We start from the raw sequence: 23,482 nt of genomic DNA on the forward strand, positions 1-23,482 counted from the left end.
GGCCTGAAAAGCAGGCCTTCCTTCCATCACAAAAGAGGGCGGACCGGCCTACCGGCCCGTCAGGTTGTCGGGCCCGAAGGAGAAGGGCAACAGCTCGTCGAGGGTGAAGCTCTTCCGGATGCCTTCGGGGCCGGCGATATGGATCGGCGTATCGGGCGAAGCGAATTCGCGGATGCGCTGGCGGCAGCCGCCGCAGGGGGTGACGAGGTGCTCGCCCTCGCCCATCACCACGATCTGCGCGATACGGCCTGCGCCGCCCGCAATCATGGCCGAGATGGCGCCGGCCTCCGCGCAGGCGCCAACCGGATAGGCCGCGTTCTCCACGTTGCAGCCGGTGAAGACCTGGCCGTCGGAGGTTGCGATCGCAGCGCCCACCTTGAAGCGGGAATAGGGCGCATAGGCCTTGGCCTGGATCGCCCTGGCCGCCTCGAACAGGGTGTCGAGCGAGGGCATGCTCAGCGCTCCTTCACATAGGGCACGCCGGCGGCACGCGGCGGGATCGCCTTGCCGATGACGCCCGCGAGCAGGATCACGGTCATAAGATAGGGCAGCGCCTGGATCGCCTGTACCGGCACCTCGCCGATTCCCGGCAGCGAGAGGCCCTGCAGCTGGTTGGCGCTGGCATCGAGCAGGCCGAAGAGGAAGCAGGCGCCAAGCGCCGGCCAGGCCCGCCATTTGGCGAAGATCAGGGCCGCGAGCGCGATGAAGCCTCGTCCCGCCGTCATGTTGGGCAGGAAGCCCGCGGCCTGTCCGACGGACAGATAGACGCCGGCCAGCCCGCACAGCACCCCGGCGATGATGACGGCGGTGTAGCGCAGGCCCGTGACCGAGATGCCGGCCGTGTCGACCGCAGCTGGGTTCTCGCCGACCGCGCGCAGCCGCAGCCCGAAGCGGGTGCGGCCGAGGACGAACCAGGTCACCGGCACGGCCAGTAGCACCACGTAGACCAGGGCCGAATGGCCGAAGAGCACCGCGCCGAAGCGCTGATCGCCCTCCAGCGGCGGTGTGCGCCCGCCCTGCCCGTACCAGGCATTGCCGACGATCGCGGTCAGCCCTGCGGCCAGCATGTTGATGGCGACGCCTGAGACGATCTGGTTGCCGCGCTGGCTGATCGAGGCGAAGCCGTGAACGAGCCCGATGGCGATGGATGCAAGGATGCCGGCGAGAAGGCCAGCCCAGGCGGAGCCGAAGGCATAGGCGCCGGCGGCGCCGGCGAAGGCCGCCACCAGCATCTTGCCTTCCAGCCCGATATCCACCACGCCGGAGCGCTCGGACCAGAGCCCGGCAAGACAGGCCGCGAGCAGCGGGATCGAGAGCCGCAGGGCCGAGTCGAAGATCGTGACGAGAATGCCGAGATCCATGGTCTCACGCCCTCGCCAGCTTCTGACGCGCGAAGAGATGCGCCACCGCGCGGCGGAACAGCCCGTCGAGGGCGCCCGCGAACAGGATGATGATGCCGCCGATGACCACCACCATGTCGCGGGTGATGGCCGGCTGCTCGAAGGCGAGTTCGGCACCGCCCTGATAGAGGATGCCGAACAGCAGCGAGGCCAGGATGATGCCGACCGGATGCGCGCGGCCCATCAGCGCCACCGCGATGCCGACGAAGCCGTAGCCGGAGGTGAATTCGAGCAGCAGTCGGTGCTGGTAGCCCATGAGTTCGTTGACCGCGAGGCCGCCCGCGAGCGCGCCGGAGAGCAGCATGGCGATGATGGTGATGCGGGCAGGCGAGATGCCCGCATAGACCGCGGCACTCGGGTTCGAGCCGACGACGCGGATCGCGTAGCCGAGGCGCGAGCGGTAGATGAGAAGCCAGACGAAATAGGATGCAGCGAGGGCCAGCACCAGCGTGAGGTTGAGCTGGGAGGCAGGGATCTCGATGCCGATGGCGCCGAGGACCTCGTGAACGAAGGGGATCCGCGCCTGGTCCGGGAAGGCGCGCGTTTCCGGGTTCATGGATTGCGGCTCGCGCAGCACGTTCACGAGCAGATAGACGATCAGCACGCTGGCGAGCCAGTTGAACATGATCGTCGTGATCACGATGTGGCTGCCGCGCTTGGCCTGCAGATAGCCGGGCACGGCGGCCCAGGCGGCGCCGAAGGCGGCAGCGCCCAGGATGCCGAGCGGAATGAGCAGGAAGCCCGGCAGGAAGGTGAGGTTGTTGACGACGAGCGCGACGCCGAGCCCCGCCAGCGTCGCCTGGCCCTCGCCGCCGATATTGAACAATCCGGCATGATAGGCCACCGCGACGGCAAGGCCGACGAAGATGAAATCCGTCATGTAGAACAGGGTGAAGCCGAGCCCCTCCCCGGTGCCGAGGCTGCCCTGCAAAAGGTACCGCGTCGCGGAGAGCGGATTCTCGCCGATGCCGAGCACCACGAGGCCGGCGACGAGAAACGCCGCCACCACGGAGAGCGCGGGGACGAGAACGGTGTCGGCCCATCGGGGCAGATCGAGAGGAGCGCTCACGTTTCAGTATCCGGCAGGAACATGTGGCCCTGTTCGTCGAGGGGGAAGGACGGGTTCCAGGCGACTTCCCAGAGATGCCCGTCGGGATCGGCGAAATAGCCCGAATAGCCGCCCCAGAAAACATCCTGCAGCGGCTTCACGGGATGCGCGCCCGCTTTCACGGCAAGCGCATAGACCTCGTCGGCCTCTTGCTTGGAGCGCGCGTTGTAGGCGAGCGTGATGGCGGCAAAGCCCGTGGGTCTGTCCTCGACTCCGGCATCCTTGGCGAGGTCGGCGCGGCCGAAGAGGCCGAGCGCGAGGCCATTCGCCTGGAAGAACGCGACGCTGGGCTGGCTCGCTGACGACGCCCTCCAGCCCCAGGCTTCATAGAAGGCTCTGGCCTTTGCGAGATCGGCCACGCCGAGCGTGACGAGGGTCAATCGCGGCTGCATCAGGCGGCCTCGTCGGTGACGCCGGCCATGAGCAGGCCGAGTTCCTGCTCGTTGGTCGCGGAAGCCTTGCGCTCGCCGGTGATCTTGCCGCCGCACATGGTGAGAATGCGGTCGGAGAGGTTCATGATCTCGTCGAGTTCCACCGAGACGAGCAGGATCGCGACGCCCGCATCGCGCAAGGCGATCAGGCGGCGGTGGATGAACTCGATGGCGCCGATATCGACGCCGCGTGTCGGCTGGCCGACGAGCAGCACCTTGGGATGGCGCTCGATCTCGCGGGCGAGCACGATCTTCTGCTGATTGCCGCCGGAAAACTTCGACGATTTCAGCCGCGGCGCCGGCGGGCGCACGTCGTATTGCTCCATCTTCTTCGTGAGATCCGCGATCAGGCGATCATGGTCGAGGATCGGCCCGCGGCCGAGCTGCGGCTCGTCGCTGAAGCCGAGGATCGCGCTCTCGAACGCGGGAAAGGCCGGCACGAGCCCCATGCGCAGCCGATCCTCCGGCACGTGAAGCAGGCCGAGCTGGCGCATGCGATGCGGGTTGTGCTCGGAGGACGAAATGTTCCGCCCCTCAACGCGGAGCGAGCCAAGCATGGGCTGGCGCATGCCGGCGATGGCTTCCAACAACTCGCTTTGACCGTTGCCGGCCACACCCGCGATGCCGACGATCTCGCCCGCGCGGACATTGAAGGAAGCGTTTGCCACCCGCAGCACGCCGCGCGCATCGACGACGGAGAGGTTGTCGATCTCGAGCAAAGGCGCGCCGGGAATCTTCTCGGCCTTTTCCACGCGCAGGAGCACGCGCCGCCCCACCATCAGCTCCGCCAGTTCCGGCGGCGAGGTGTCGGCCGTCTCGAGCGTCGCCACCATCTCGCCGCGGCGCATGACCGAGACGCGATCCGTGATCGCCATGATCTCGCGCAGCTTGTGGGTGATGAGAATGACGGTCTTGCCCTGCTCTTTGAGCGAGCGGAGCAGCTCGAACAACGCATCGGCTTCCGCCGGCGTGAGCACGGCGGTGGGCTCATCGAGGATCAGGATGTCGGCGCCGCGATAGAGCGCCTTCAGGATCTCCACGCGCTGCTGCAGGCCGACGGAAAGATCACCGACGGTCGCATCCACGTCGATCTCGAGGCCGTAATCTCTTGCCAGCCGCGCAAGCTCCGCACGGGCTTTCGCCTCGCCTACGCGCAGCATGGCGCCGCCTTCGGCGCCGAGCATCACGTTGTCGACCACGCTCAGAGGTTCCACCAGCATGAAGTGCTGATGCACCATGCCGATGCCGGCATTGATGGCGTCGTTGGGTGAGCGAATGGCGATCGGTTGGCCGTTGACCTGGATCTCGCCGGAATCGGCTTCGTAGAAGCCGTAGAGGATCGACATGAGGGTCGACTTGCCCGCCCCGTTCTCGCCGACGATGCCGTGGATCGTCCCGCGCTCCACACTTAAGTTCACGTTCCTGTTGGCGTGAACGGTGCCGAAGCTCTTGTTGATGGCAATGAGTTCAATGGCTGGGGACATCGGCCTCAAGCGGTCTGCCGGCAAATACTAAGACGCCGGATCCTATCGGAAATACAAAGTGCGGTCGAAAATGGATCCGGCCGCAGGCCCGCCAAGGCCTGCGGCCGGGACGTTCTCTATCTTACATCGGGCACTTGGAATCCGACATGTAGTCGTGAACCTTGATCGTGCCGGACTTGATGTCGGCGGCGGCCTTGTCGGCGGCGGCCTTCATGTCGGGGGTGATCAGCGACTTGTTGTTGTCGTCGAGCGCCCAGGCGACGCCGTCTTCCTTGAGGCCAAGAACCTGGAGGCCGGCCTTGAAGGAGCCCTTCTTGGACTGGTCGAACACGTTGTAGGTGGCAACGTCGACGCGCTTGACCATGGAAGTCAGCACCTTGCCCGGATGCATGGCGTTCTGGTTCGAGTCGACGCCGATGCCGAGCTTGCCCGCATCGGCAGCCGCGCGCAGCACGCCGACGCCGGTGCCGCCGGCCGCGTGATAGACCACGTCGGCGCCGCGATCGATCTGGCCCTTGGCGAGCTCGCCGCCCTTCACCGGGTCGTTCCAGGCAGCGCCGGTGGTGCCGGTCATGTTCTGGAACACCTCGGCGTCCTTCTTGGCGTATTTCACGCCCTGGACGTAGCCGCAGGCGAACTTGCGGATGAGCGGGATGTCCATGCCACCCACGAAGCCGACCTTGCCGGACTTGGAGGCCTGGGCCGCCAGGAGGCCGACCAGGAACGAGCCCTCATGCTCCTTGAACACGATGGATTCCACATTCGGCTTCTCGACCACAGCGTCGATGATGGCGAACTGGGTCTTCGGGAACTCCTCGGCGACCTTCTTCAGCGCGGTCTCCTGGGAGAAGCCCACGGCGACGATCGGCGAGAAGCCGTCACGGGCGAAGCGGCGCAGGGCCTGCTCGCGCTGGGAATCGTTCTGAGGCTCGAAATCGCGGTATTCGGTGCCGGTGTCCTTCTTGAACTTCTCCGCGCCCATATGGACGCCTTCGTTGAAGGACTTGTCGAACTTGCCGCCGAGATCGTAGACGACCGCAGGCTTGAAGGCGGCCTGCTGCGCGAAGGCAGCGGTGGCGGAAATGGCGAGGCCCGCGAGCGCGAGGCCGAACTTGGTGACTGTCATCGGCTTTGTTCCCTGTTAGACGCCGGCTTGCTGCCGGTTGCCCCATGACGATGGCACGGCAAGGGTCACAACGCCAAGGCCTCTGTCAAGGCGGCATGTTATTTCCTTCAAGGAATGGTTGATAGCTAAACCCTTTTCAGCGCATCGTGGGGAAAAGGATGCTCTAAGGTCATGGCATGCCTCTATCCCCGGACGAAATCGATCGCTATGCCCGCCACCTCGTTCTGAGGGATGTGGGCGGACCCGGCCAGCAGAAGCTTAAACGCGCTCGCATTCTCGTGATCGGTGCCGGGGGCTTAGGCGCCCCGCTGATTCAGTATCTCGCGGCCGCGGGCATCGGCACCATCGGCATCGTCGACGACGATACGGTGAGCCTCTCCAACCTGCAGCGGCAGGTGATCCACGGCACGCCGGATCTCGGCCGCTCGAAGGTGGAGAGCGCAGCCCAGGCGGTCGGGCGCCTCAACCCGCACGTGAGCGTCGAGCCTCACCCCTTTCGCGTGACGGATGGGAATGCGCGGGACCTCGTCCGCCGCTACGACCTCGTCGCCGACGGGTCCGACAATTTCGACACCCGCTATGCGGTTTCCGATGCTTGTTTCTTCGAGAGGAAAACGCTGGTCACGGCGGCGCTCGGACAGTTCGACGGCTCGCTCACCACGATCCGGGCCCATGCGGCCGGCCCGGAGGGACGACCCAACCCGACCTACCGCTGCCTCTTCCCCTCCCCGCCTCCGCCAGGCGCGATCCCGACCTGTGCGGAAGCAGGCGTACTTGGCGCGCTCGCGGGCGTCATGGGCAGCCTGATGGCGATGGAAGCGATCCGCGAGATCGTCGGATTCGGCGAGAGCCTCGTCGGGCGCCTGCTGATGGTGGACGCGCTTTCGATGCGGTTCGACACGGTGCGGTACGAATGGGACGAGGGGAATCCGTTGAACGGGACACCGCGCTAACACCCTCTCCCCAACCGATATCGGGTGTTCCCGATATCGGCATTCTAAATGCGCAAGTCGGGAACACCCGACTTGCGATGGGAGAGGGTGACCCTCGCATCAGCGAGGGTCGGGAGAGGGGCTGTGCTCGACGTCGAACGCCCCCTCTCCCGGCTCACTTCGTTCGCCACCCTCCCCCGCATTCGGGGGAGGGTTGAGCGCGCGCTACCCCCGCAACACCGCGCCGGTCTTCTTCGACACCTCGCCAACGATCTTGGCGGACACCGCCTCGATCTCCGTGTCGGTGAGCGTCTTTTCCGTCGGCTGCAGGGTAACGGCGATGGCGACGGACTTCTTGTCCGGGTCGATGCCCGTGCCCTCGTAGATGTCGAACACGTCGACGCCGACGATGAGCTGGCGCTCGGCACCCTGCGCCGCCTTCACGATGTCGCCTGCCGCGACGTTGCGGCCGACCACGAAGGCGAAGTCGCGGGTGAGCGGCTGGAAGTCGGGCAGGTTCAGCTTCGGCTTCATCTTGGTCGGCTTCGCCTTGGGCGGCGGCAGCGCGTCGAGATTGAGCTCGAAGGCCACCAGCGGACCCTTCAGGTCGAGCGCCTTCAGGATCTTCGGATGCACCTCGCCGAAGGCGCCGACCACGTTCTTCGGCCCGAACTGCAGCGTGCCCGAGCGGCCGGGATGGAACCAGGCCGGGCCGCCGGCGACGATCTGGAGGCCGCCGGCGGGTATGCCGAGCGTCGCCAGCATGGCCAGCACGTCTGCCTTGGCGTCGAAGGCATCGACGCTCTTGGCCCCGCCGGCCCAGTGGCGGCCGACGCCCTCAGGCCTAGCCGTGCCGCGGCGGACGGCGGCAGCCTTGATCGACTGGCCTTCCGGTTGATCCGAGGCGAAGGTCTGCCCCACCTCGAACAGGGCGACGTCACCGAGCCCGCGATCCGCATTGCGCTGGGCCGCCTTCAGCAGGCCCGGCAGCAGGCTCGGGCGCATGTCGGAAAGCTCCGCCGCAATCGGATTGGCGAGCGCCAGACGGCCATCGCCGCCGCCGAAGAGCTCCGCCTCGTCCTTCGAGATGAACGACCAGGTGACGGCCTCCACCAGCCCGCGCACGGCGAGCGAGCGGCGCGCCAGGCGCGTGCGCTTCTGGATCAGGGTGAGGATGGGCTTGGCCACCGCATCTTCGAGGCGCGGCATCGGCTTCGGCAGGATGCGGTCGACGCCGGCGATTCGGATGACCTCCTCGACGAGATCGGCCTTGCCCTCGATGTCCGGACGCCAGGACGGCGCGGTGACGCTGACGCGCTCGCCGGAGCCCTGAACCTGGAAGCCGAGCTTCTTCAGGATGCCCTCGGATTCGGCAGGCTGCACGTCGAGGCCCGAGAGGCGCGGAACCTCGCTCCACGGGAAATCGATCACGAGCCTGCTTTGCGGAATCTCCCCGGCCAGCGTGGCCTCGCTCGCCTCGCCGCCGCACAGGTCGATCACCAGCTTGGTGGCCATGTCGAGGCCCGGCATCGTGAACGCCGGATCGACGCCGCGCTCGAAGCGGTAGCGCGCATCGGTGATGATACCGAGCTTGCGGCCGGTCTGCGCGATGTTGAGCGGGTCCCAAAGCGCCGATTCGATCAGCACGTCGGTTGTATTCTCGTCGCAGCCGGAATGCTCGCCGCCCATGATGCCGCCGATGGATTCGACGCCGCTCTCGTCCGCGATCACCACGATGCTCGGATCGAGCTTATAGGTGCGGGTGTCGAGCGCGAGCACCTCCTCGCCCTCCTTCGCCCGACGCACGGTGAGGTTGCCCTTCACCTTCTTCGCATCGAAGACATGGAGCGGACGGCCGCGATCGAACGTCATGTAGTTGGTAATGTCGACGAGCGCATTGATCGGGCGCAGGCCGATGCCGAGCAGGCGGCGCTGCATCCATTCAGGCGATGGGCCGTTCTTCACGCCGCGCACGAGACGGAGCGCGAAGGCGGGGCAGAGTTTTTGGTCCTCGATCGTCACCGAGACGGGGCACGCGCCCTTCGCCGCAACGGCGGGAACGGCGTCGCCCTTGAGCGTGCCGAGGCCGGCTGCCGCGAGATCGCGGGCGATGCCGTGGATCGACGTGCAGTCGGGACGGTTCGGCGTCAGGTTGATCTCGATCACCGGATCGTCGAGGCCGGCATAGGTCGCATAAGGCACGCCCACCGGCGCATCGGCGGGAAGGTCGATGATGCCGTCGTGATCGTCGGAGATTTCCAGCTCCGAGCCCGAGCACAGCATGCCCGCGCTCTCGACGCCGCGGATGGTGCCGACGCCGAGCGTGATGTTCTTGCCCGGGATGTAGGTGCCGGGCGGCGCGAACACGCTCTTCATGCCGGTGCGCGCATTGGGAGCGCCGCAGACCACCTGGATCGGCGAGCCGTTGCCCGTATCGACCATGCATACGCGCAGGCGATCGGCATTGGGGTGCTGCTCGGCCGAGATCACATAGGCGACCGTGTAGGGCGCCAGAGTCTTCGTCTTGTCCTCGACCCCTTCGACCTCGAGGCCGATGCGGGTGAGCGTCTCGACGATCTCGTCGAGGGAGGCCGAAGTATCGATGTGATCCTTGAGCCAGGAGAGGGTGAATTTCATAGTGTATCTCCTGCAATGGGCAGGTTGGATGAAAGGGTTGCGAAGATCGTATCGAGGACGCTGTCGAGACTGCTCAGAACTTCGTGGTTCCAGAAGCGGAGGACTCGATAGCCCTGCGCCTCGAACCACGCATCTCTTGCACGGTCGCGTTCGATATGCCGGTCGAAACCATGCTGAGAGCCATCGACCTCGAACACGGTTTTCGCAGCGTGGCAGACGAAGTCCGCCACATAAGGCCCCATGGGAACTTGGCGGCGGATGTGCAGTCCCTGGAAACGGTGAGCCTTGAGAGCATACCAGAGCTTTCGCTCGGCAGGCGTCATCTCACGGCGCATTCGTTTGGCCTGGGACCGTTGGCGAGGTGTTAAGTGAGCATGCGCAGGCTCATCCCCTCCCCCCTTGTGGGGGAGGGCTAGGGAGGGGGGTACGGCGCCATCCGGTTGATCGGCATTCCCGGTCGAACCGTTGCTACCCCCCTCTCCAACTCTCCCCCACAAGGGGGGAGAGGGATTGATGGGCTCGCGCACAATCATCAGGACGTCAAACCGCTCACAAGGCTTGGAATGTCGAGCGGGCGGAAGCCGTAATGGTTCAGCCAGCGCACATCGGCCTCGAAGAAGGGGCGCAGGTCCGGCATGCCGTATTTGAGCATGGCGATGCGGTCGATGCCCATGCCCCAGGCAAAGCCCTGATACTCGTCCGGGTCGAGCCCGCAATTGCGCAGCACGTTCGGATGGACCATGCCGCAGCCGAGGATCTCGAGCCAGTCCGTGCCCTCGCCGAAGCGGATCTCGCCGCCCTTGCGCGAGCACTGGATGTCGACCTCGGCGGAGGGCTCGGTGAAGGGGAAGAAGGACGGGCGGAAGCGCATCTTCACCTGCTCGACCTCGAAGAAGGCCTTGCAGAACTCCTCCAGCACCCACTTCATGTGCGCGATGTTGGCCTGCTTGTCGATGACGAGGCCTTCGACCTGATGAAACATCGGCGTGTGCGTCTGGTCCGAGTCGTGCCTGTAGGTGCGTCCCGGGATGATGACCCGGATCGGCGGCGCCTTGGTGGTCATCGTGCGGATCTGCACCGGCGAGGTATGCGTGCGCAGCACCTTGCGCTCGCCCTTCTCGTCGGGGCGAAGGAAGAAGGTGTCGTGCATCTCGCGGGCCGGGTGACCCTCGGGGAAGTTGAGCGCCGTGAAGTTGAGGTAGTCGGTCTCGATATCCGGCCCCTCGGCCACGGAGAAGCCCATATCGGCGAAGATCGCCGTGAGTTCCTCGATCACCTGGCTGATCGGATGGAGCCGGCCGCGGCTCTCCGGCGCCTCCGGCACGGGCAGCGTCACGTCGATGCGCTCGGCGGAGAGACGCGCGTCGAGGGCGGCTTCCGCCAACGTTTCCTTCTTGGCCATGATCGCGCCCTGCACCTTGTCGCGCAGGCCGTTGATGAGGGGGCCGCGTTCCTTGCGCTCCTCCGGCGTCATGGCGCCGAGCGTCTTCAGGAGGTCGGAGACGGAGCCCTTCTTGCCGAGCGCCGAGACGCGCACGGTTTCCAGAGCCGCTTCGTCACCGGCGGCTTCGACCTGGGAAAGCAGGTCATGTTCGAGTTGATTGAGATCGGTCATCGGTCCCTGGCCAGATACAAACGCCAAATGCAGGCGCTTTGAGTGAGGCGCGGCGCGGGAACCGTCAAGTCTTCCGAGCCGCGAAATGGCAACCGACAGCGCATTTAGGCCGTCAGCGCGAAAGGTCTCGGAGAAGGGGGAGTAAGGCGGTGCGGCTGAAAACCAGCCGCACCGAAGCTAGTCTATCCGATCAGGCAGCCTGCTGCGGCAGGGAGGCCTTGGCGCGCTCCACATAAGCGGCGAAGGCCGCCGGCTCGTGGATGGCCATCTCGGACAGGACCTTGCGATCGACCTCGATCCCAGCCTTGCCGAGACCGTCGATAAATCGGGAATAGGTCAGGCCGTGCTCGCGGACAGCGGCGTTGAGGCGCTGGATCCAGAGAGCGCGGAAGGTGCGCTTCTTGTTCTTACGGTCGCGATAAGCATACTGCATGCTCTTCTCGACCGCCTGCTTGGCGATGCGGATGGTGCTCTTGCGGCGGCCGTAGAAACCCTTGGCGGCCTTCAGAACCTTCTTGTGCTTGGCGTGGGCGGTAACGCCCCGTTTGACGCGGGCCATGGAAAAACTCCTTCAAAATCCGGGATGTAGGGAAGAACCGCCTTAGCCGTTGGGCAGGAAGAACTTCTTCACGTTGTACGCATCGCCCTCGAAGAGGGTCGTCGTGCCGCGCAGGTTGCGGATCTGCTTGTTGGTCCGCTTGATCATCCCGTGGCGCTTGCCGGCCTGGGCGTAAACGACCTTGCCGGTGCCAGTGATCTTGAAGCGCTTTTTCGCGCCAGACTTCGTCTTCAGCTTGGGCATTTGGCTCTCCTTTGGTCAGGCCTCGGAGGCAGCGTGAGCCGCACCTTGGCCTTTTCATTGCTGCATGAGCAAAACGAACCGCCACGGCAGCCCTAACAGCCGGGCGGTTCAATGAAGGGCGGCTTATGACAGAAGGCCGCCGAAAAGGCAATGGCCGCCGGTTTCCCAGCGGCCATGAATTTCACTGTCGGCGGAGCCGCTTACCGCGGCGCCAGGACCATGACGACCTGGCGGCCTTCGAAGTTCGGCTCCATCTCGACCTTGGCGAGATCGCCCACATCGGCCTTGACCCGGTCCAGGACCTTCAGGCCCAGGGACTGGTGCGCCATTTCGCGGCCACGGAAGCGCAGGGTGATCTTCACCTTGTTGCCTTCCTCGAAGAAGCCCTTCATCGCCTTCATCTTGACCTCGTAATCGTGGTCATCGATGCCGGGACGCAGCTTGATTTCCTTGACCTCGACCGTCTTCTGCTTCTTGCGCGCCTCGGCGGCCTTCTTCTGCTCGAGGAAGCGGAATTTGCCGTAGTCGAGGATCTTGCAGACGGGAGGGGTTGCGTTCGGCGAGATCTCCACGAGATCGAGGCCGGCCTCTTCGGCAACCTTCAGGGCATCGAAGAAGGGCATCACGCCCCGGTTCTGCCCTGCATCGTCGATCAGCTGCACTTCGCGAACACCGCGAATGTCTCGGTTGGCGCGCGGTCCGTCCTTCTGCGGCACCGGCATGGCTCTCATTGGTCTGCGAATGGCTCGTATCTCCTGTTAAGGGCTAGGCCGAGGATTGGAGATCCCCAGGGGATCCCTGCTAGGTAGGCTCAGCCTTGCCACGAATGAATCGACATTTCGCGCAAACGCGCGGGAAGTCAACTTGTTCTATGGGTAAAACGGCCCTCGAGAAGGGCCGAATACACGTCGAGTGTGCTCGAAACCATGCGGTCGAGCGAGAAATGACGCTCCACATGGGCCCTCGCCCGGGCACCCAAGGCGATTCTGGCGCTCGCCCCAAGGTTCAGTGCCGCGCCGAGCGCATCGGCGAGCGCATCGGCATCGCCGGCCGGGATGCGCCAGCCCGTCCGCTCGTGCGGCAGCACGGCCGGGGGGGACAGAACGGTCTCCGGCACCGCGCCGAGATCGGAGACGACGACCGGAGTTCCCATGGCCTGCGCCTCCACCGCCGAGCGGCCGAAGGCCTCGGGCTCGGTCGACGGCACGGTGACGACGGACGCGGCGAGGAATGCCGCCGGCATATCGGTGCAATGGCCGACCCGGCGCACGATGCCCTTCAGCTTCTTCGCCTCGATCAGGCCGTCGAGATCCTTCACGTAGGAATCCCGCCCCTGGGGATCGCCGGCAAGGATATAGGCGACGTCGGAAAGGCCCGCATCGCGCAGCTTGGCCGCCGCTTCGATCAAAACCTTCTGTCCTTTCCAGCCCGTCAGGCGGGCGGCGAGCAGCACCACGCGTTCATGCGGCGCCACCTCCCAGGCCTTGCGCAGGGCCTCGATGCGCTCGGGGGCGACGGCACCGGGGGAAAAGACGGCAAAGTCCGTGCCGCGATGGATGACACGGATCCGGTCGCCGGATTGAGGATAGACCGACCGGATCAATTCGCCGGTGTACTCGGAATTGGCGATGACCGCATCGCCCCTCGCCATCACCGAATTGTACAGCACCTTCACCGAAGAACGGCCGGAATAGCTACCGTGATAGGTGGTGACGAAGGGGATGTTGAGGGAGCGCGCTGCTCCAAGCCCCACCCAGGCCGGCGCCCGCGAGCGGGCGTGCACGAGAGACACCCTCTCGTTGTAGCAGATCCGCGCCAGCTTGCGCACGTTGAGCAGCATCGAGAACGGGTTCTTGGTCGCGGCCGGAAAGGGAATCCAGATGCCGCCCTTGGTCTGGAGCTCGCCGACGAGGCGCCCGCCCTCGGTCGCAACCAGCGCCCGGGCGCCGGCATGGACCAGGCCCTCGGCAATGTCGACAGTCGTGCGCTCCGCCCCGCCCGCCTCGAGCTCGGGGACGATCTGGAGAACTGTCCGGCCTGCCAGCGGGTGGACATGAGACGACGGAAAAGCCGTCCCTCCGCCGGGTCGCGATGAAAAACTCACGGAAGTCAGAGCCTTCTCAAAAGAATCGTCCAAAAGAATCGTCTATGAACGCTTGCTTCAAAGCAGTTGAGGATGAGTTAACCATGCCGCAAAGCGTCACGGTCGGCCAGGATGCCCGCTCCATCGCCGTGCTGTCCAGGGAGGGCAAGGGCCCGCCCGTCGTCTGGCTCGGCGGCTTCAAGTCGGACATGCGCGCGACCAAGGCCACCGCCATCGACGAATGGGCTGAAGCGAACGGCCGCGCCTTCCTGCGCTTCGACTATAGCGGACATGGCGAGTCGGGCGGCACCTTCGAGGAGGGGACCATCTCCCGCTGGCTCGAAGATGCCCTGACCGTAATCGAGCGGTTCGTGAAGGAGCGCCCCGTCTTCGTCGGCTCGTCCATGGGAGGCTGGATCAGCCTGCTGGCAGCCCGGCACGTCCTGGAGAAAAGACCCGCTATCGCGCCGGCAGGGATCGTCCTCATCGCCCCAGCGGTCGACATGACCGAGGAGCTGATGTGGGCGCGCTTCCCCGAGGAATTGCGGCGCAACGTCCAGGAGACAGGAGTCTATCACCGCCCTTCGGCCTATTCGGACGACCCCTACCCGATCACCTGGAAGCTGATCGAGGATGGAAGGCGTCACCTCCTCCTGAGGCAGCCGATCAAGACCGGCTGCCCGGTTCATATCCTGCAGGGAATGGAGGATCCCGATGTGCCCTGGAACCATGCGTTGCAGCTGGTGGAACACCTGCCGGGAGACAGCGTCTCGCTGACCCTGATCAAGGATGGCGATCACCGCCTCTCCCGGCCGGAGGATATCGAACGACTGATCGCGGCCGTTGCAGCGATTGCCTGATTTGCGGGGGAAGATGAGCCTAGTGCAGGCTCACCGTGGTCAGGTCATGCGCCCAGGCATTGGCCACGGCCGCGTCGCGGTTGTCGGTCAGCAGGATGGGCTCGCCGCTGGCGGAGAGAAGCGCGAAGAGCTGGGTGCCGGACTGTAGCTTCGGCGCCTGCGGGAACAGGCGGGCGATCTCGTCGGCCTCCATCGGCTTCACATAGGCCATCTCGCCCAGCCCCAGAGCCGCCAGCTCGGCCACATCGAGGACCGGCTCGGCATGATGCTTGATATCGAAGTTCATGGACATCTCCTTGATGCGGACGCCGTCACACCTTGTCCGGGGCACTGATGTCGATTTTACGGACGATCCGCTCCGGCTCGGGCCGGACGAGATCGATCGACAGAAGTCCGTTGGACAGGTCCGCGCCCATCACCTCCATGCCATCGACAAGGAGGAAGGTACGCTGGAACTGACGGGCGGCGATGCCGCGATGAAGGAAGTGCCTTGTCTTGTCGTCGGACTGGCGTCCCCGGATGACGAGCTGGTTCTCCTCCAGGGTCACCTCGAGCTGGTCCCGGGTGAAACCGGCAACCGCCAGGGTGATGCGGAGGCGCTCAGGGGCGCTCTCGGTACGCGCCAGACGCTCGATATTGTAGGGCGGATAACCGTCCCCCGCGGCCTTGGAGACTCGGTCGAGCGCCTGCTCGATCTCGTCGAAGCCTAAGAGAAACGGATGCCCGAAGGGCGACTGACGCGACATGTTCGAAGCCCAAGGTTAGAGGCACTTCGGTGATCCCGGGCCCGCATCCGCGGCACCCGGATGGCTCCCGGATAGGAGCCGTTGTCAGCAATATGGTAATAGTGCCTTGCCCCATCAAGGCCTGCCGGGACGCCTGGCAGGAGCGGATCAGACCCGCTCCCGCCACCAGGCGACCTGCTCGGCCACGCGCACGGGCGAGGTGCCGCCGAAGCTCGTCCGGGAGCGGACGGAGTTCTCGACGCCGAGCACATCGTAGATACCCTGGTGGATCTTGGGCTCGACGGCCTGCATGGCGTCGAGCGGGAGCTCCTCCAGGCTGCAGCCGCGTGTCTCCGCCTCGGAGACGATCCGTCCGGTGACGTGATGGGCATCGCGGAAGGGGATGCCGAGGCTGCGCACGAGCCAGTCGGCAAGATCGGTCGCGGTCGAAAAGCCGGCTCCGGCCAAAGCCGCCATGCGCTCGGGCACGGGCTCCAGGTCCTTGATCATGCCGGTCGTCGCCGCGAGCACGATCTCGATGGTGTCGGCGGCGTCGAAGAGCTGCTCCTTGTCCTCCTGCATGTCCTTGGAATAGGCGAGCGGGAGGCCCTTCATGACGGTGAGCAGCGAGACCAGCGAGCCGATCACGCGGCCGGTCTTGCCGCGCACGAGCTCGGCGGCATCCGGGTTGCGCTTCTGCGGCATCATGCTGGAGCCGGTGGTCCAGCGGTCGGGCAGACGGACGAAGCCGAAGGGAGCTGACATCCAGATGATAATTTCTTCCGCAAGACGTGACAGGTGCACGGCGCAGATGGAAGCAGCTGCCATGAACTCCAGAAGGCTGTCCCGGTCCGAGACCGTATCCAGCGAATTTCGGGTCGGCCCGTCGAAGCCCATGGCCTTCGCCGTCATGTGCCGGTCGATGGGAAAGGACGTGCCGGCGAGCGCGCCGGCGCCCAGTGGCGACTCGTTCAGGCGCTTGCGGGAATCGCGGATACGGCTGCGGTCGCGGCCGAACATCTCCACATAGGCCATGAGGTGATGCCCGAAGGTCACCGGCTGGGCGCTCTGGAGATGGGTGAAGCCGGGCATGACGGTGGCAGCATGGGTCTCGGCCTTGTCGAGCAGGGCCTTGATCAGGCTGGTGAGCTGCTCGTCGGTCCGGTCATGGGCCTCGCGCACCCAGAGGCGGGCATCGGTGGCGACCTGGTCGTTGCGGCTGCGGGCGGTGTGGAGGCGCGCCGCCGGATCGCCGACGATCTCGCGCAAGCGGCTCTCCACGTTCATGTGGATGTCTTCGAGCGCCTTGGAGAAGGTGAAGGAGCCGGACTCGATCTCGCCGAGCACCCGCTGGAGGCCCTGGTGGATGGCGTCCCGGTCGCTCTCCGCGATGATCCCCTGCTTCGCCAGCATGGCGCTGTGGGCAAGGGAGCCCTGGATGTCCTGGGAGGCCAGTCGCTTGTCGAAGTCGATGGAGGCGTTGATGGCTTCCATGAGCGCGCTGGGCGAGGACGAGAACCGTCCGCCCCACATGGTGTTGGCACCCGGTTTTTTGGCTTCTTCCGACACTGTGCTTCATCCGATCGAGAGGGTCGCTGAGCCTTTGCCACAATTCACCGGAGAAGGCCAACCCGGATCGCCCGCCATGCCCTCCCTTTGGGCAGCCCGAGCATTGTTTGCCAGTTTAAAACCACTTGCTGGACTCGACAGCTTTTGTGTGATTTGCATTCATATTGGCGCAACAAAAAGCGCTCTGAGCGCTGTAAGGGAATGGCCATGAAGCGACTTCCGAAATTTCTCCTATCTGCAGCCATGGTTGCCACCATGGCGACCTCGTTCTCCGCCGTCATGGCGGCGACCCCGGCGGACACCCTCGTCCAAGCCTGGCAGAGCGACGACATCATCTCCCTCGACCCGGCCGAGGTGTTCGAGTTCAGCGCGTCCGAGATCATCGGCAACACCTATGAGCGCCTGATCTCCTACGACATCAAGGACGTGTCCAAGATCTCCGGGCAGGTCGCGGAATCCTGGACCGTATCCCCGGACGGCAAGACCTATACCTTCAAGATCAAGCCCAACCGCAAATTCGCCTCGGGCAACCCGATCACGGCCGAGGACGTGGTGTACTCGCTCCACCGCGCCGTGGCGCTCGACAAGTCCCCGGCCTTCATCCTGGGCCAGTTCGGCCTGACGAAGGACAACGTGAAGGACAAGGTCAAGCAGACCGGCCCGCTCGAGATGACCTTCGAGGTCGACAAGGCCTACGCGCCGACCCTGGTCCTCTACTGCCTCGGCAACTCGGTCGCCTCGATCGTCGACAAGAAGCTGCTGGTTCAGAACGAGAAGGACGGCGACTTCGGCTATAACTGGCTGAAGACCAAGTATGCCGGCTCCGGCCCGTACATCATGCGCGACTGGAAGGCCAACGAGGTCCTCGTCCTCGAGCGCAACCCGAACTACGAGAAGAAGACTCCCCTCGCCCGCGTGATCTTCCGCCACATCAAGGAAACCGCGAGCCAGCGCCTCCTGCTCGAGAAGGGCGACATCGATGTTGCCCGCAACCTGAACCCGGAAGAGATCGCCGCGGTTTCCAAGAACGCGGACGTCAAGATCCAGAGCGGCCCCAAGGGCACGGTCTATTATCTCGGCTTGAACCAGAAGAACCCGAACCTGGCCAAGCCCGAGGTTCGTCAGGCCCTGAAGTATCTCGTCGACTACTCGGCGATCGCCGACACCATCATGAAGAGCAAGGGCGACGTTCACCAGAACTTCCTGCCCAAGGGCTTCCTCGGCGCCGAGACCTCGAACCCCTACAAGCTTGACGTCGCCAAGGCGAAGGAGCTTCTCGCCAAGGCCGGCCTGAAGGACGGCTTCTCGGTGACGATGGACACCCGCTCCACCGCCGAGATCACCGGCATCGCGCAGGCGATGCAGCAGACCTTCGCGCAGGCCGGCATCAAGCTTGAGATCCTGCCGATGGATTCCAAGCAGGCCCTGACCAAGTACCGCGCCCGCCAGCACGACATCTATATCGGCAACTGGGGCTCGGACTATCAGGACCCGAACTCCAACGCAGACACCTTCGCGGCCAACGACGACAACTCGGACAATGCGAAGGCGAAGCCCCTCGCATGGCGCAACTCGTGGGATCCGGGCGCGCTGACCGCCAAGACCCGCGCCGCCGTGATGGAGCGTGATGGCGAGAAGCGCGCGCAGATGTACAAGGAACTGCAGAAGTCGGTTCTCGACGACGGTCCGTTCGTGATCTTCCTGCAGCAGACGGAAGTTGCTGCCGTGCGCAAGAACGTGGACAACTTCGTCCTCGGCCCGTCCTTCAGCGACAACGACGTGTCACAGGCCAAGAAGAACTGACATCTCGATGGTTTCAGCAGTCATGAACGGGGGCGGAGGGCACGGCAGTGCTCTCCGCTCCTTCCTTAAGAAAGTCGCCCAGTTCGTCATCGTCCTGGCGACGACTCTCCTCGGCCTTGTCGCCGTCACCTTCTTCATCGGCCGCGTCGTTCCCATCGACCCCGTCATCGCCGTCGTCGGCGACCGGGCTCCGGCCCATGTCTATGAGCGCGTTCGCACGGAGCTGGGCCTCGACCGGCCGCTGATCGAGCAGTTCGTCATCTATGTGAAGAAGGCCGCCACCGGCGATTTCGGCAATTCGGTGCTCACCACCAATCCGGTGATGACCGATATCATCAACGTCTTCCCGGCGACCCTGGAGCTTGCAACCCTCGGCACCCTCATCGGCGTTCTCATCGGCATCCCGCTCGGCGTCCTCGCCGCGGTGAAGCGCGGCACCCTGATCGATCAGTTCGTGCGCGTGCTCGGCCTCGTCGGCTATTCGGTGCCGATCTTCTGGCTCGGCCTGATGGGTCTCCTGCTGTTCTACGCCAAGCTGGGCTGGGTCGCGGGACCGGGCCGCATCGACGTGACCTATTCCTATCTCTACACCCCCGTCACCGGCATCGTGCTGCTCGACACCGCCATGCAGGGCCAGTGGGATGCGTTCTGGGATGCCGTCTCGCACGTCATTCTTCCGGCCTGCCTGCTCGGCTATTTCTCGCTTGCCTATATCAGCCGCATGACGCGCTCCTTCATGCTGAACGAGCTCGCGCAGGAATACGTGATCGCGGCGCGGGTGAAGGGCCTGTCCGAGATGCGCGTGATCTGGCGCCATGCCCTGCGCAATGCGGCGGTGCCTCTCGTAACGGTGATCGCCCTGTCCTACGCCAACCTGCTCGAAGGCTCCGTGCTCACCGAGACGGTCTTCGCATGGCCTGGGCTAGGCCAGTACATCACCAATTCCCTGCAGAACGCGGACATGAACGCGGTGCTGGGCGGTACCCTCGTGATCGGAACCGTCTTCGTGCTGCTCAACCTCGTCTCCGACTTGCTCTATCGCCTGCTTGACCCGAGGACCCGCTGATGGCCGGCGCCCCTCTTGCTGAACAACCCGCCGGGCTCCGGGCCTGGCTCCTGTCGCCCGAGCCGCATTCCCGGTGGCAGGCGCGGCTCGGCCGGTTCTATCTCGGCTGGCGCGCGTTTTCCCGCAACCCGCTCGCCGTCGTCGGCCTCGGGATCGTCATCCTGCTGATCCTGTTGGCGATCTTCGCCGATGTCATCGCGCCCTATTCGCCCGTCGCCGGCGGCGACCTGCGCACGCAGCGCCTGCTGCCGCCGAGCGAGACCTTCTGGTTCGGCACCGACGACCAGGCGCGCGACATCTTCTCACGCGTCGTCTACGGCTCGCGGATCACGCTCTTCGTCGTGGTGCTGGTGGCGCTGATCGCGACGCCCATCGGGCTCCTGGTCGGCACCGTGTCCGGCTATCTCGGCGGCTGGGTCGACACGGTCCTGATGCGGATCACCGACATCTTCCTCGCCTTCCCACGCCTCGTCCTGGCGCTGGCCTTCGTGGCGGCTCTGGGACCCGGCATCGAGAACGCCATCATCGCCATCGCGATCACCTCCTGGCCTCCATACGCCCGCATCGCCCGCGCCGAGACTCTGATGATCCGCAACAGCGATTTCATCGCGGCCGTGAAGCTGCAGGGTGCTTCGACGCCGCGCATCATCCTCGGCCACGTGGTGCCGCTTTGCCTCTCGTCCCTCATCGTGCGCGTGACGCTCGACATGGCCGGCATCATCCTCACCGCGGCGGGCCTCGGCTTCCTCGGCCTCGGCGCACAGCCGCCGATGCCGGAATGGGGCGCCATGGTCGCCACGGGCCGCAACTACCTCATCGACCAATGGTGGGTCGCCGCCATGCCCGGTCTTGCCATCTTCGTGGTGAGCCTCGGCTTCAACCTGCTCGGCGACGGCCTGCGTGACGTTCTCGATCCGAAGGCTGCGAAATGACGAAGCCGCTTCTTGACGTCGAGGACCTCCGCGTCCGTTTCCATCTGCGCACCGGCACCGTGGAAGCGGTGCGCGGCGTGTCCTTCCAGCTTGGGCGCGAGCGCCTCGGAATCGTCGGCGAGTCCGGCTCCGGCAAGTCGCAGACGGGCCGTGCCATCCTCGGCCTCACCCCTCCTCCCGGTGAGGTGACGGCGAAGCGCCTCGCCTTCGACGGGATCGATCTGCTCACGGCCTCGAATCGCACGCTGCGCACCTTGCGCGGCGGTCGCATCAGCATGGTGATGCAGGACCCGAAGTATTCGCTCAATCCGGTCATGACCATCGGCGAGCAGATCATCGAGGCCTATCAGGCTCATGCCAAGGCGGGCCGCAATGAGGCCCGCGACAAGGCGCTCGCCATGCTGGAGGCGGTGAAGATGCGCGATCCTGGCCGCGTCTTCGCGCTCTATCCGCACGAAGTGTCGGGCGGCATGGGCCAGCGCGCCATGATCGCCATGATGCTCGTGACCGATCCCGATCTCCTCATCGCCGACGAACCGACCTCGGCGCTGGACGTGACGGTCTCGATGGAGGTCTTACGCATTCTCGACGAGCTCGTCACCGAGCGCGGCATGGGTCTGATCTTCATCTCGCACGATCTGAAGCTCGTCTCCTCGTTCTGCGACCGGGTTCTGGTGATGTATGCGGGCCGCGTGGTCGAGGAGCTGGAGGCGAAGAACCTGCGCGAAGCGCAGCATCCCTACACGCAGGGGCTGATGCGCTGCCTGCCGACGCTGGTGGACGACGTTCGCCCACTCCCCACGCTCAACCGTGATCCTGCTTGGGCGCTGTAAAGATGCTCGATATTCAGAACCTTCAAGTCGTCTACGGCACCGGCCGCCTCAGGGTCGATGCGGTCAAGGACGTGAGCTTCCATGTGGAGCAAGGCGCGGCCTACGGGCTCGTCGGCGAATCCGGCTCCGGCAAGTCGACGGTTTTGCGCGCCATCTGCGGCCTGGCGCCGGTCTCGGGCGGGCGCGTACTCGTCGATGGGAAGGAAGTCACCACGCCGCGGACGAAGGCCTTCTATCGCACGGTGCAGATGGTCTTCCAGGACCCTTATGCCTCGCTCCATCCGCGCCACACCGTCGACCGCACGCTCTCCGAGCCGCTCGCGATCCACGGCGAGAAGAACGATGCGGAGACCCGGATCCTGCAGGCCCTGCGCGAGGTGGGCCTCGGCCCCTCCTTCCGCTTCCGCTATCCGCACCAGCTCTCCGGCGGCCAGCGCCAGCGCATCGCGATTGCCCGTGCGCTGATCCTGCGCCCGAAGGTGCTCCTCCTCGACGAGCCGACCTCCGCGCTCGACGCCTCGGTGCAGGCCGAGATCCTGAACCTGCTCGACGACCTGCGCCGCAAGCTCGGGCTGACCTATATTCTCGTCAGCCACGATCTCGCCGTCGTCGCCCATCTGTGCGAGCGCCTGCTCGTCATGCGCCATGGCGAGGCTGTCGAGGAAACGACGGCCGAGGCATTGCGCTCGGGCGCCGCGTCGAACGAATATACCCAGTCGCTGATTCAGGCGAGCCAGGGTTATTCCCGCGCTTCGAAGCAGCCGGCTACGGCTCTGGCCGGCTGAGCCTTGTTTTGATTTCTAACCGTTTGATGTGAAAAGATGCCCCAATCTCCGCTCATGCCCGTTTTCGATGGTCACAACGATGTGCTGCTGCGCCTGATGCGCGGCAAGATTCCTCCGGAACAGGCCTTCCTGGAGGGTGACAATATCGGACATCTCGATCTGCCGCGCATGAAGCAGGGAGGCTTCGTCGGCGGGTTCTTCGCGGTCTACGTGCCGTCCGAGAGCGGTGGCGTCGATGTCGACACGCTGATGACGCATACGAAATACGACGTGCCCCTGCCCACGCCGCTGCCGCTCCCCTCGAGCCAGCAGGTCACGGTGCACATGGCAGCGCTCCTCATGCGGATCGAGCGGGCCTCGAAGGGCGAGGTGAAGATCTGCCGCTCGGTGGCCGACATCCGCCACTGCATCGACACCGGCAAGCTCGCCGCTATCCTTCACATCGAGGGCGCCGAGGGCATCGACCCGGACCTCACCATGCTCGACGTGCTCCACGAGGCGGGCTTACGCTCGATCGGCCCGGTCTGGAGCCGCTCCAACATCTTCGGCCACGGCGTGCCGTTCCGCTATCCCTCGACGCCGGATACCGGCCCCGGCCTCACCGATCGCGGCTTCGAGCTCGTGCGCACCTGCAACCGCCTCAAGATCATGCTCGATCTCTCGCACCTGAACGAGAAGGGTTTCTGGGAGGTGGCAAAACTCTCCGATGCGCCGCTCGTCGCGACCCATTCCAATGCGTGGGAGATCTGCCAGCACTCGCGCAACCTGACCGACAGGCAGCTCGCCGCGATCCGCGAGAGCCGCGGCATGGTCGGCGTGAACTTCGCCACCTCCTTCATCCGTCCCGACGGCCAGCGCAACGACGACACGCCGCTGGAGGAGATGATCCGCCACATGGATCACCTGATCGAGCATGTGGGCGTCGACGGCGTCGGCCTCGGCTCCGATTTCGACGGCGCGACGATCCCCGCCGAGATCGGCGACGTCACCGGCCTCCCATGCCTCGTCGACGCCATGCGCCGCCACGGCTACGACGAACCGACCCTGCGCAAGCTCTGCTACGAGAACTGGGTGAATGTTCTGGAGCGCACCTGGGGGCAGTGAGCGGTTTGAAAGTGCCGAACGCTCCTCAGTGTCATTCCCGGACGGAGATGGCGAAAGCCATCGCAGGGGAAGGGAACCCACTCACATGCTCGGCGCTATGGATCCCTTTCCCTCGCTGCGCTCGCCGGGGATGACACGCATCACGTCATGGCCGGCCTTGTGCCGGCCATTCACGTCGCAATCTACT

At 65.2% G+C, this 23,482-nt stretch carries 24 protein-coding genes; 8 read left to right on the forward strand and 16 right to left on the reverse strand.

Translation table 11 applies throughout. The features are described from left to right. Positions 1–48 precede the first annotated feature (48 nt). The 6 genes from JKL46_RS11810 to JKL46_RS11835 form a co-directional block, all read right to left on the reverse strand. Entirely contained in the window at positions 49–453 is a 405-nt protein-coding gene (locus JKL46_RS11810) for a cytidine deaminase (RefSeq protein WP_201833012.1), read from the reverse strand. Between the two features lie 2 nt (positions 454–455). Further along, entirely contained in the window at positions 456–1,361 is a 906-nt protein-coding gene (locus JKL46_RS11815; protein WP_201833014.1) for an ABC transporter permease, read from the reverse strand. A 4-nt stretch (positions 1,362–1,365) separates the two neighbouring features. Beyond that, the gene (locus JKL46_RS11820) at positions 1,366–2,469 is read right to left on the reverse strand and encodes an ABC transporter permease subunit (protein ID WP_201833017.1); all 1,104 of its coding nucleotides are present in this window, start codon (positions 2,467–2,469) and stop codon (positions 1,366–1,368) included. Further along, entirely contained in the window at positions 2,466–2,900 is a 435-nt protein-coding gene (locus JKL46_RS11825) for a VOC family protein (protein WP_201833019.1), read from the reverse strand. The genes JKL46_RS11820 and JKL46_RS11825 overlap by 4 nt, the downstream gene beginning before the upstream one ends. Next, complete coding sequence (locus JKL46_RS11830; protein ID WP_201833021.1) at positions 2,900–4,423, reverse strand: ABC transporter ATP-binding protein; 1,524 nt, start codon at positions 4,421–4,423, stop codon at positions 2,900–2,902. The genes JKL46_RS11825 and JKL46_RS11830 overlap by 1 nt, the downstream gene beginning before the upstream one ends. Before the next feature lie 121 nt (positions 4,424–4,544). Then, the gene (locus JKL46_RS11835) at positions 4,545–5,549 is read right to left on the reverse strand and encodes a BMP family lipoprotein (RefSeq protein WP_201833023.1); all 1,005 of its coding nucleotides are present in this window, start codon (positions 5,547–5,549) and stop codon (positions 4,545–4,547) included. A 176-nt stretch (positions 5,550–5,725) separates the two neighbouring features. Here JKL46_RS11835 and JKL46_RS11840 point away from each other — a divergent pair, with 176 nt between their 5' ends. After that, positions 5,726–6,502 (forward strand): HesA/MoeB/ThiF family protein, encoded by a 777-nt coding sequence (locus JKL46_RS11840; protein ID WP_201833025.1) that lies wholly within the window; start codon positions 5,726–5,728, stop codon positions 6,500–6,502. 204 nt (positions 6,503–6,706) lie between these two features. On the opposite strand, the gene pheT is transcribed toward JKL46_RS11840, so the two are convergent. From pheT to JKL46_RS11875, 7 genes are all read right to left on the reverse strand, one after another. Then, positions 6,707–9,118 (reverse strand): phenylalanine--tRNA ligase subunit beta, encoded by a 2,412-nt coding sequence (gene pheT, locus JKL46_RS11845; RefSeq protein ID WP_201833027.1) that lies wholly within the window; start codon positions 9,116–9,118, stop codon positions 6,707–6,709. Further along, positions 9,115–9,651: an endonuclease domain-containing protein gene (locus JKL46_RS36285; RefSeq protein WP_201833030.1), complete on the reverse strand. Its 537-nt coding sequence runs from the start codon at positions 9,649–9,651 to the stop codon at positions 9,115–9,117. The genes pheT and JKL46_RS36285 overlap by 4 nt, the downstream gene beginning before the upstream one ends. After that, complete coding sequence (pheS, locus tag JKL46_RS11855; RefSeq protein WP_201833032.1) at positions 9,651–10,733, reverse strand: phenylalanine--tRNA ligase subunit alpha; 1,083 nt, start codon at positions 10,731–10,733, stop codon at positions 9,651–9,653. Before pheS ends, JKL46_RS36285 begins: the two co-directional genes overlap by 1 nt. A 190-nt stretch (positions 10,734–10,923) precedes the next feature. Continuing rightward, complete coding sequence (gene rplT / locus JKL46_RS11860) at positions 10,924–11,292, reverse strand: 50S ribosomal protein L20 (protein ID WP_201833034.1); 369 nt, start codon at positions 11,290–11,292, stop codon at positions 10,924–10,926. A 42-nt stretch (positions 11,293–11,334) separates the two neighbouring features. Next, on the reverse strand, positions 11,335–11,535 hold the full coding sequence (gene rpmI / locus JKL46_RS11865; protein WP_201833036.1) for a 50S ribosomal protein L35: 201 nt from the start codon (positions 11,533–11,535) through the stop codon (positions 11,335–11,337). 200 nt (positions 11,536–11,735) lie between these two features. Next, positions 11,736–12,257 carry a translation initiation factor IF-3 gene (infC, locus tag JKL46_RS11870; protein ID WP_246529274.1) on the reverse strand — a complete coding sequence of 174 codons (522 nt, stop codon included), beginning with the start codon at positions 12,255–12,257 and terminating at the stop codon, positions 11,736–11,738. 137 nt (positions 12,258–12,394) lie between these two features. Beyond that, positions 12,395–13,639 (reverse strand): glycosyltransferase, encoded by a 1,245-nt coding sequence (locus tag JKL46_RS11875; RefSeq protein WP_201833041.1) that lies wholly within the window; start codon positions 13,637–13,639, stop codon positions 12,395–12,397. Positions 13,640–13,722: 83 nt separating this feature from the next. Between JKL46_RS11875 and JKL46_RS11880 the strand changes: the two genes are divergently transcribed. Then, positions 13,723–14,478, forward strand: a complete 756-nt coding sequence (locus tag JKL46_RS11880) for an alpha/beta hydrolase (RefSeq protein ID WP_201833042.1) — start codon at positions 13,723–13,725, stop codon at positions 14,476–14,478. A 19-nt stretch (positions 14,479–14,497) separates the two neighbouring features. On the opposite strand, the gene JKL46_RS11885 is transcribed toward JKL46_RS11880, so the two are convergent. The 3 genes from JKL46_RS11885 to argH all read right to left on the reverse strand — a co-directional run bounded on the left by JKL46_RS11885 (position 14,498) and on the right by argH (position 16,736). Further along, complete coding sequence (locus JKL46_RS11885) at positions 14,498–14,764, reverse strand: BQ00720 family protein (protein ID WP_201833043.1); 267 nt, start codon at positions 14,762–14,764, stop codon at positions 14,498–14,500. 25 nt (positions 14,765–14,789) lie between these two features. Then, positions 14,790–15,224 (reverse strand): Hsp20 family protein, encoded by a 435-nt coding sequence (locus tag JKL46_RS11890; RefSeq protein ID WP_201833044.1) that lies wholly within the window; start codon positions 15,222–15,224, stop codon positions 14,790–14,792. A gap of 147 nt (positions 15,225–15,371) precedes the next feature. Then, the gene (gene argH, locus JKL46_RS11895; RefSeq protein WP_201833095.1) at positions 15,372–16,736 is read right to left on the reverse strand and encodes an argininosuccinate lyase; all 1,365 of its coding nucleotides are present in this window, start codon (positions 16,734–16,736) and stop codon (positions 15,372–15,374) included. 237 nt (positions 16,737–16,973) lie between these two features. Between argH and JKL46_RS11900 the strand changes: the two genes are divergently transcribed. Genes JKL46_RS11900 through JKL46_RS11925 form a run of 6 tightly spaced genes read left to right on the forward strand, consistent with a single transcriptional unit; the run spans position 16,974 to position 23,295 of the window. Next, positions 16,974–18,575, forward strand: coding sequence for an ABC transporter substrate-binding protein (locus JKL46_RS11900; RefSeq protein ID WP_201833045.1), 1,602 nt, complete (start codon positions 16,974–16,976; stop codon positions 18,573–18,575). 7 nt (positions 18,576–18,582) lie between these two features. Then, positions 18,583–19,641, forward strand: coding sequence for an ABC transporter permease (locus JKL46_RS11905; protein WP_425493258.1), 1,059 nt, complete (start codon positions 18,583–18,585; stop codon positions 19,639–19,641). Continuing rightward, positions 19,641–20,573, forward strand: a complete 933-nt coding sequence (locus JKL46_RS11910) for an ABC transporter permease (RefSeq protein ID WP_201833046.1) — start codon at positions 19,641–19,643, stop codon at positions 20,571–20,573. The genes JKL46_RS11905 and JKL46_RS11910 overlap by 1 nt, the downstream gene beginning before the upstream one ends. Beyond that, positions 20,570–21,406: an ABC transporter ATP-binding protein gene (locus JKL46_RS11915; RefSeq protein WP_201833047.1), complete on the forward strand. Its 837-nt coding sequence runs from the start codon at positions 20,570–20,572 to the stop codon at positions 21,404–21,406. Before JKL46_RS11910 ends, JKL46_RS11915 begins: the two co-directional genes overlap by 4 nt. Before the next feature lie 2 nt (positions 21,407–21,408). Continuing rightward, entirely contained in the window at positions 21,409–22,191 is a 783-nt protein-coding gene (locus JKL46_RS11920; RefSeq protein ID WP_201833048.1) for an ABC transporter ATP-binding protein, read from the forward strand. A 36-nt stretch (positions 22,192–22,227) separates the two neighbouring features. Beyond that, positions 22,228–23,295: a dipeptidase gene (locus JKL46_RS11925; protein WP_201833050.1), complete on the forward strand. Its 1,068-nt coding sequence runs from the start codon at positions 22,228–22,230 to the stop codon at positions 23,293–23,295. The last annotated feature ends 187 nt before the right edge of the window (positions 23,296–23,482 follow it).

The organism is Microvirga zambiensis WSM3693 (genome assembly GCF_016735695.1).
Lineage (GTDB): Bacteria > Pseudomonadota > Alphaproteobacteria > Rhizobiales > Beijerinckiaceae > Microvirga > Microvirga zambiensis.

Excerpts from the sequence above, each read along its gene's own strand:
- JKL46_RS11825 (WP_201833019.1), bottom strand. The coding sequence starts at position 2,900 with ATGCAGCCGCGATTGACCCTCGTCACGCTCGGCGTGGCCGATCTCGCA.
- JKL46_RS11815 (WP_201833014.1), bottom strand. The coding sequence starts at position 1,361 with ATGGATCTCGGCATTCTCGTCACGATCTTCGACTCGGCCCTGCGGCTC.
- JKL46_RS11925 (WP_201833050.1), top strand. The coding sequence starts at position 22,228 with ATGCCCCAATCTCCGCTCATGCCCGTTTTCGATGGTCACAACGATGTG.
- JKL46_RS11915 (WP_201833047.1), top strand. The coding sequence starts at position 20,570 with ATGACGAAGCCGCTTCTTGACGTCGAGGACCTCCGCGTCCGTTTCCAT.
- JKL46_RS11890 (WP_201833044.1), bottom strand. The coding sequence starts at position 15,224 with ATGTCGCGTCAGTCGCCCTTCGGGCATCCGTTTCTCTTAGGCTTCGAC.
- rplT (WP_201833034.1), bottom strand. The coding sequence starts at position 11,292 with ATGGCCCGCGTCAAACGGGGCGTTACCGCCCACGCCAAGCACAAGAAG.
- JKL46_RS11835 (WP_201833023.1), bottom strand. The coding sequence starts at position 5,549 with ATGACAGTCACCAAGTTCGGCCTCGCGCTCGCGGGCCTCGCCATTTCC.
- JKL46_RS36285 (WP_201833030.1), bottom strand. The coding sequence starts at position 9,651 with ATGATTGTGCGCGAGCCCATCAATCCCTCTCCCCCCTTGTGGGGGAGA.
- JKL46_RS11900 (WP_201833045.1), top strand. The coding sequence starts at position 16,974 with ATGGCCATGAAGCGACTTCCGAAATTTCTCCTATCTGCAGCCATGGTT.
- JKL46_RS11885 (WP_201833043.1), bottom strand. The coding sequence starts at position 14,764 with ATGAACTTCGATATCAAGCATCATGCCGAGCCGGTCCTCGATGTGGCC.
- argH (WP_201833095.1), bottom strand. The coding sequence starts at position 16,736 with ATGTGGGGCGGACGGTTCTCGTCCTCGCCCAGCGCGCTCATGGAAGCC.
- JKL46_RS11910 (WP_201833046.1), top strand. The coding sequence starts at position 19,641 with ATGGCCGGCGCCCCTCTTGCTGAACAACCCGCCGGGCTCCGGGCCTGG.
- JKL46_RS11830 (WP_201833021.1), bottom strand. The coding sequence starts at position 4,423 with ATGTCCCCAGCCATTGAACTCATTGCCATCAACAAGAGCTTCGGCACC.
- JKL46_RS11880 (WP_201833042.1), top strand. The coding sequence starts at position 13,723 with ATGCCGCAAAGCGTCACGGTCGGCCAGGATGCCCGCTCCATCGCCGTG.
- JKL46_RS11810 (WP_201833012.1), bottom strand. The coding sequence starts at position 453 with ATGCCCTCGCTCGACACCCTGTTCGAGGCGGCCAGGGCGATCCAGGCC.
- JKL46_RS11905 (WP_425493258.1), top strand. The coding sequence starts at position 18,583 with ATGGTTTCAGCAGTCATGAACGGGGGCGGAGGGCACGGCAGTGCTCTC.
- pheS (WP_201833032.1), bottom strand. The coding sequence starts at position 10,733 with ATGACCGATCTCAATCAACTCGAACATGACCTGCTTTCCCAGGTCGAA.
- JKL46_RS11840 (WP_201833025.1), top strand. The coding sequence starts at position 5,726 with ATGCCTCTATCCCCGGACGAAATCGATCGCTATGCCCGCCACCTCGTT.
- pheT (WP_201833027.1), bottom strand. The coding sequence starts at position 9,118 with ATGAAATTCACCCTCTCCTGGCTCAAGGATCACATCGATACTTCGGCC.
- JKL46_RS11920 (WP_201833048.1), top strand. The coding sequence starts at position 21,409 with ATGCTCGATATTCAGAACCTTCAAGTCGTCTACGGCACCGGCCGCCTC.
- rpmI (WP_201833036.1), bottom strand. The coding sequence starts at position 11,535 with ATGCCCAAGCTGAAGACGAAGTCTGGCGCGAAAAAGCGCTTCAAGATC.
- infC (WP_246529274.1), bottom strand. The coding sequence starts at position 12,257 with ATGCCGGTGCCGCAGAAGGACGGACCGCGCGCCAACCGAGACATTCGC.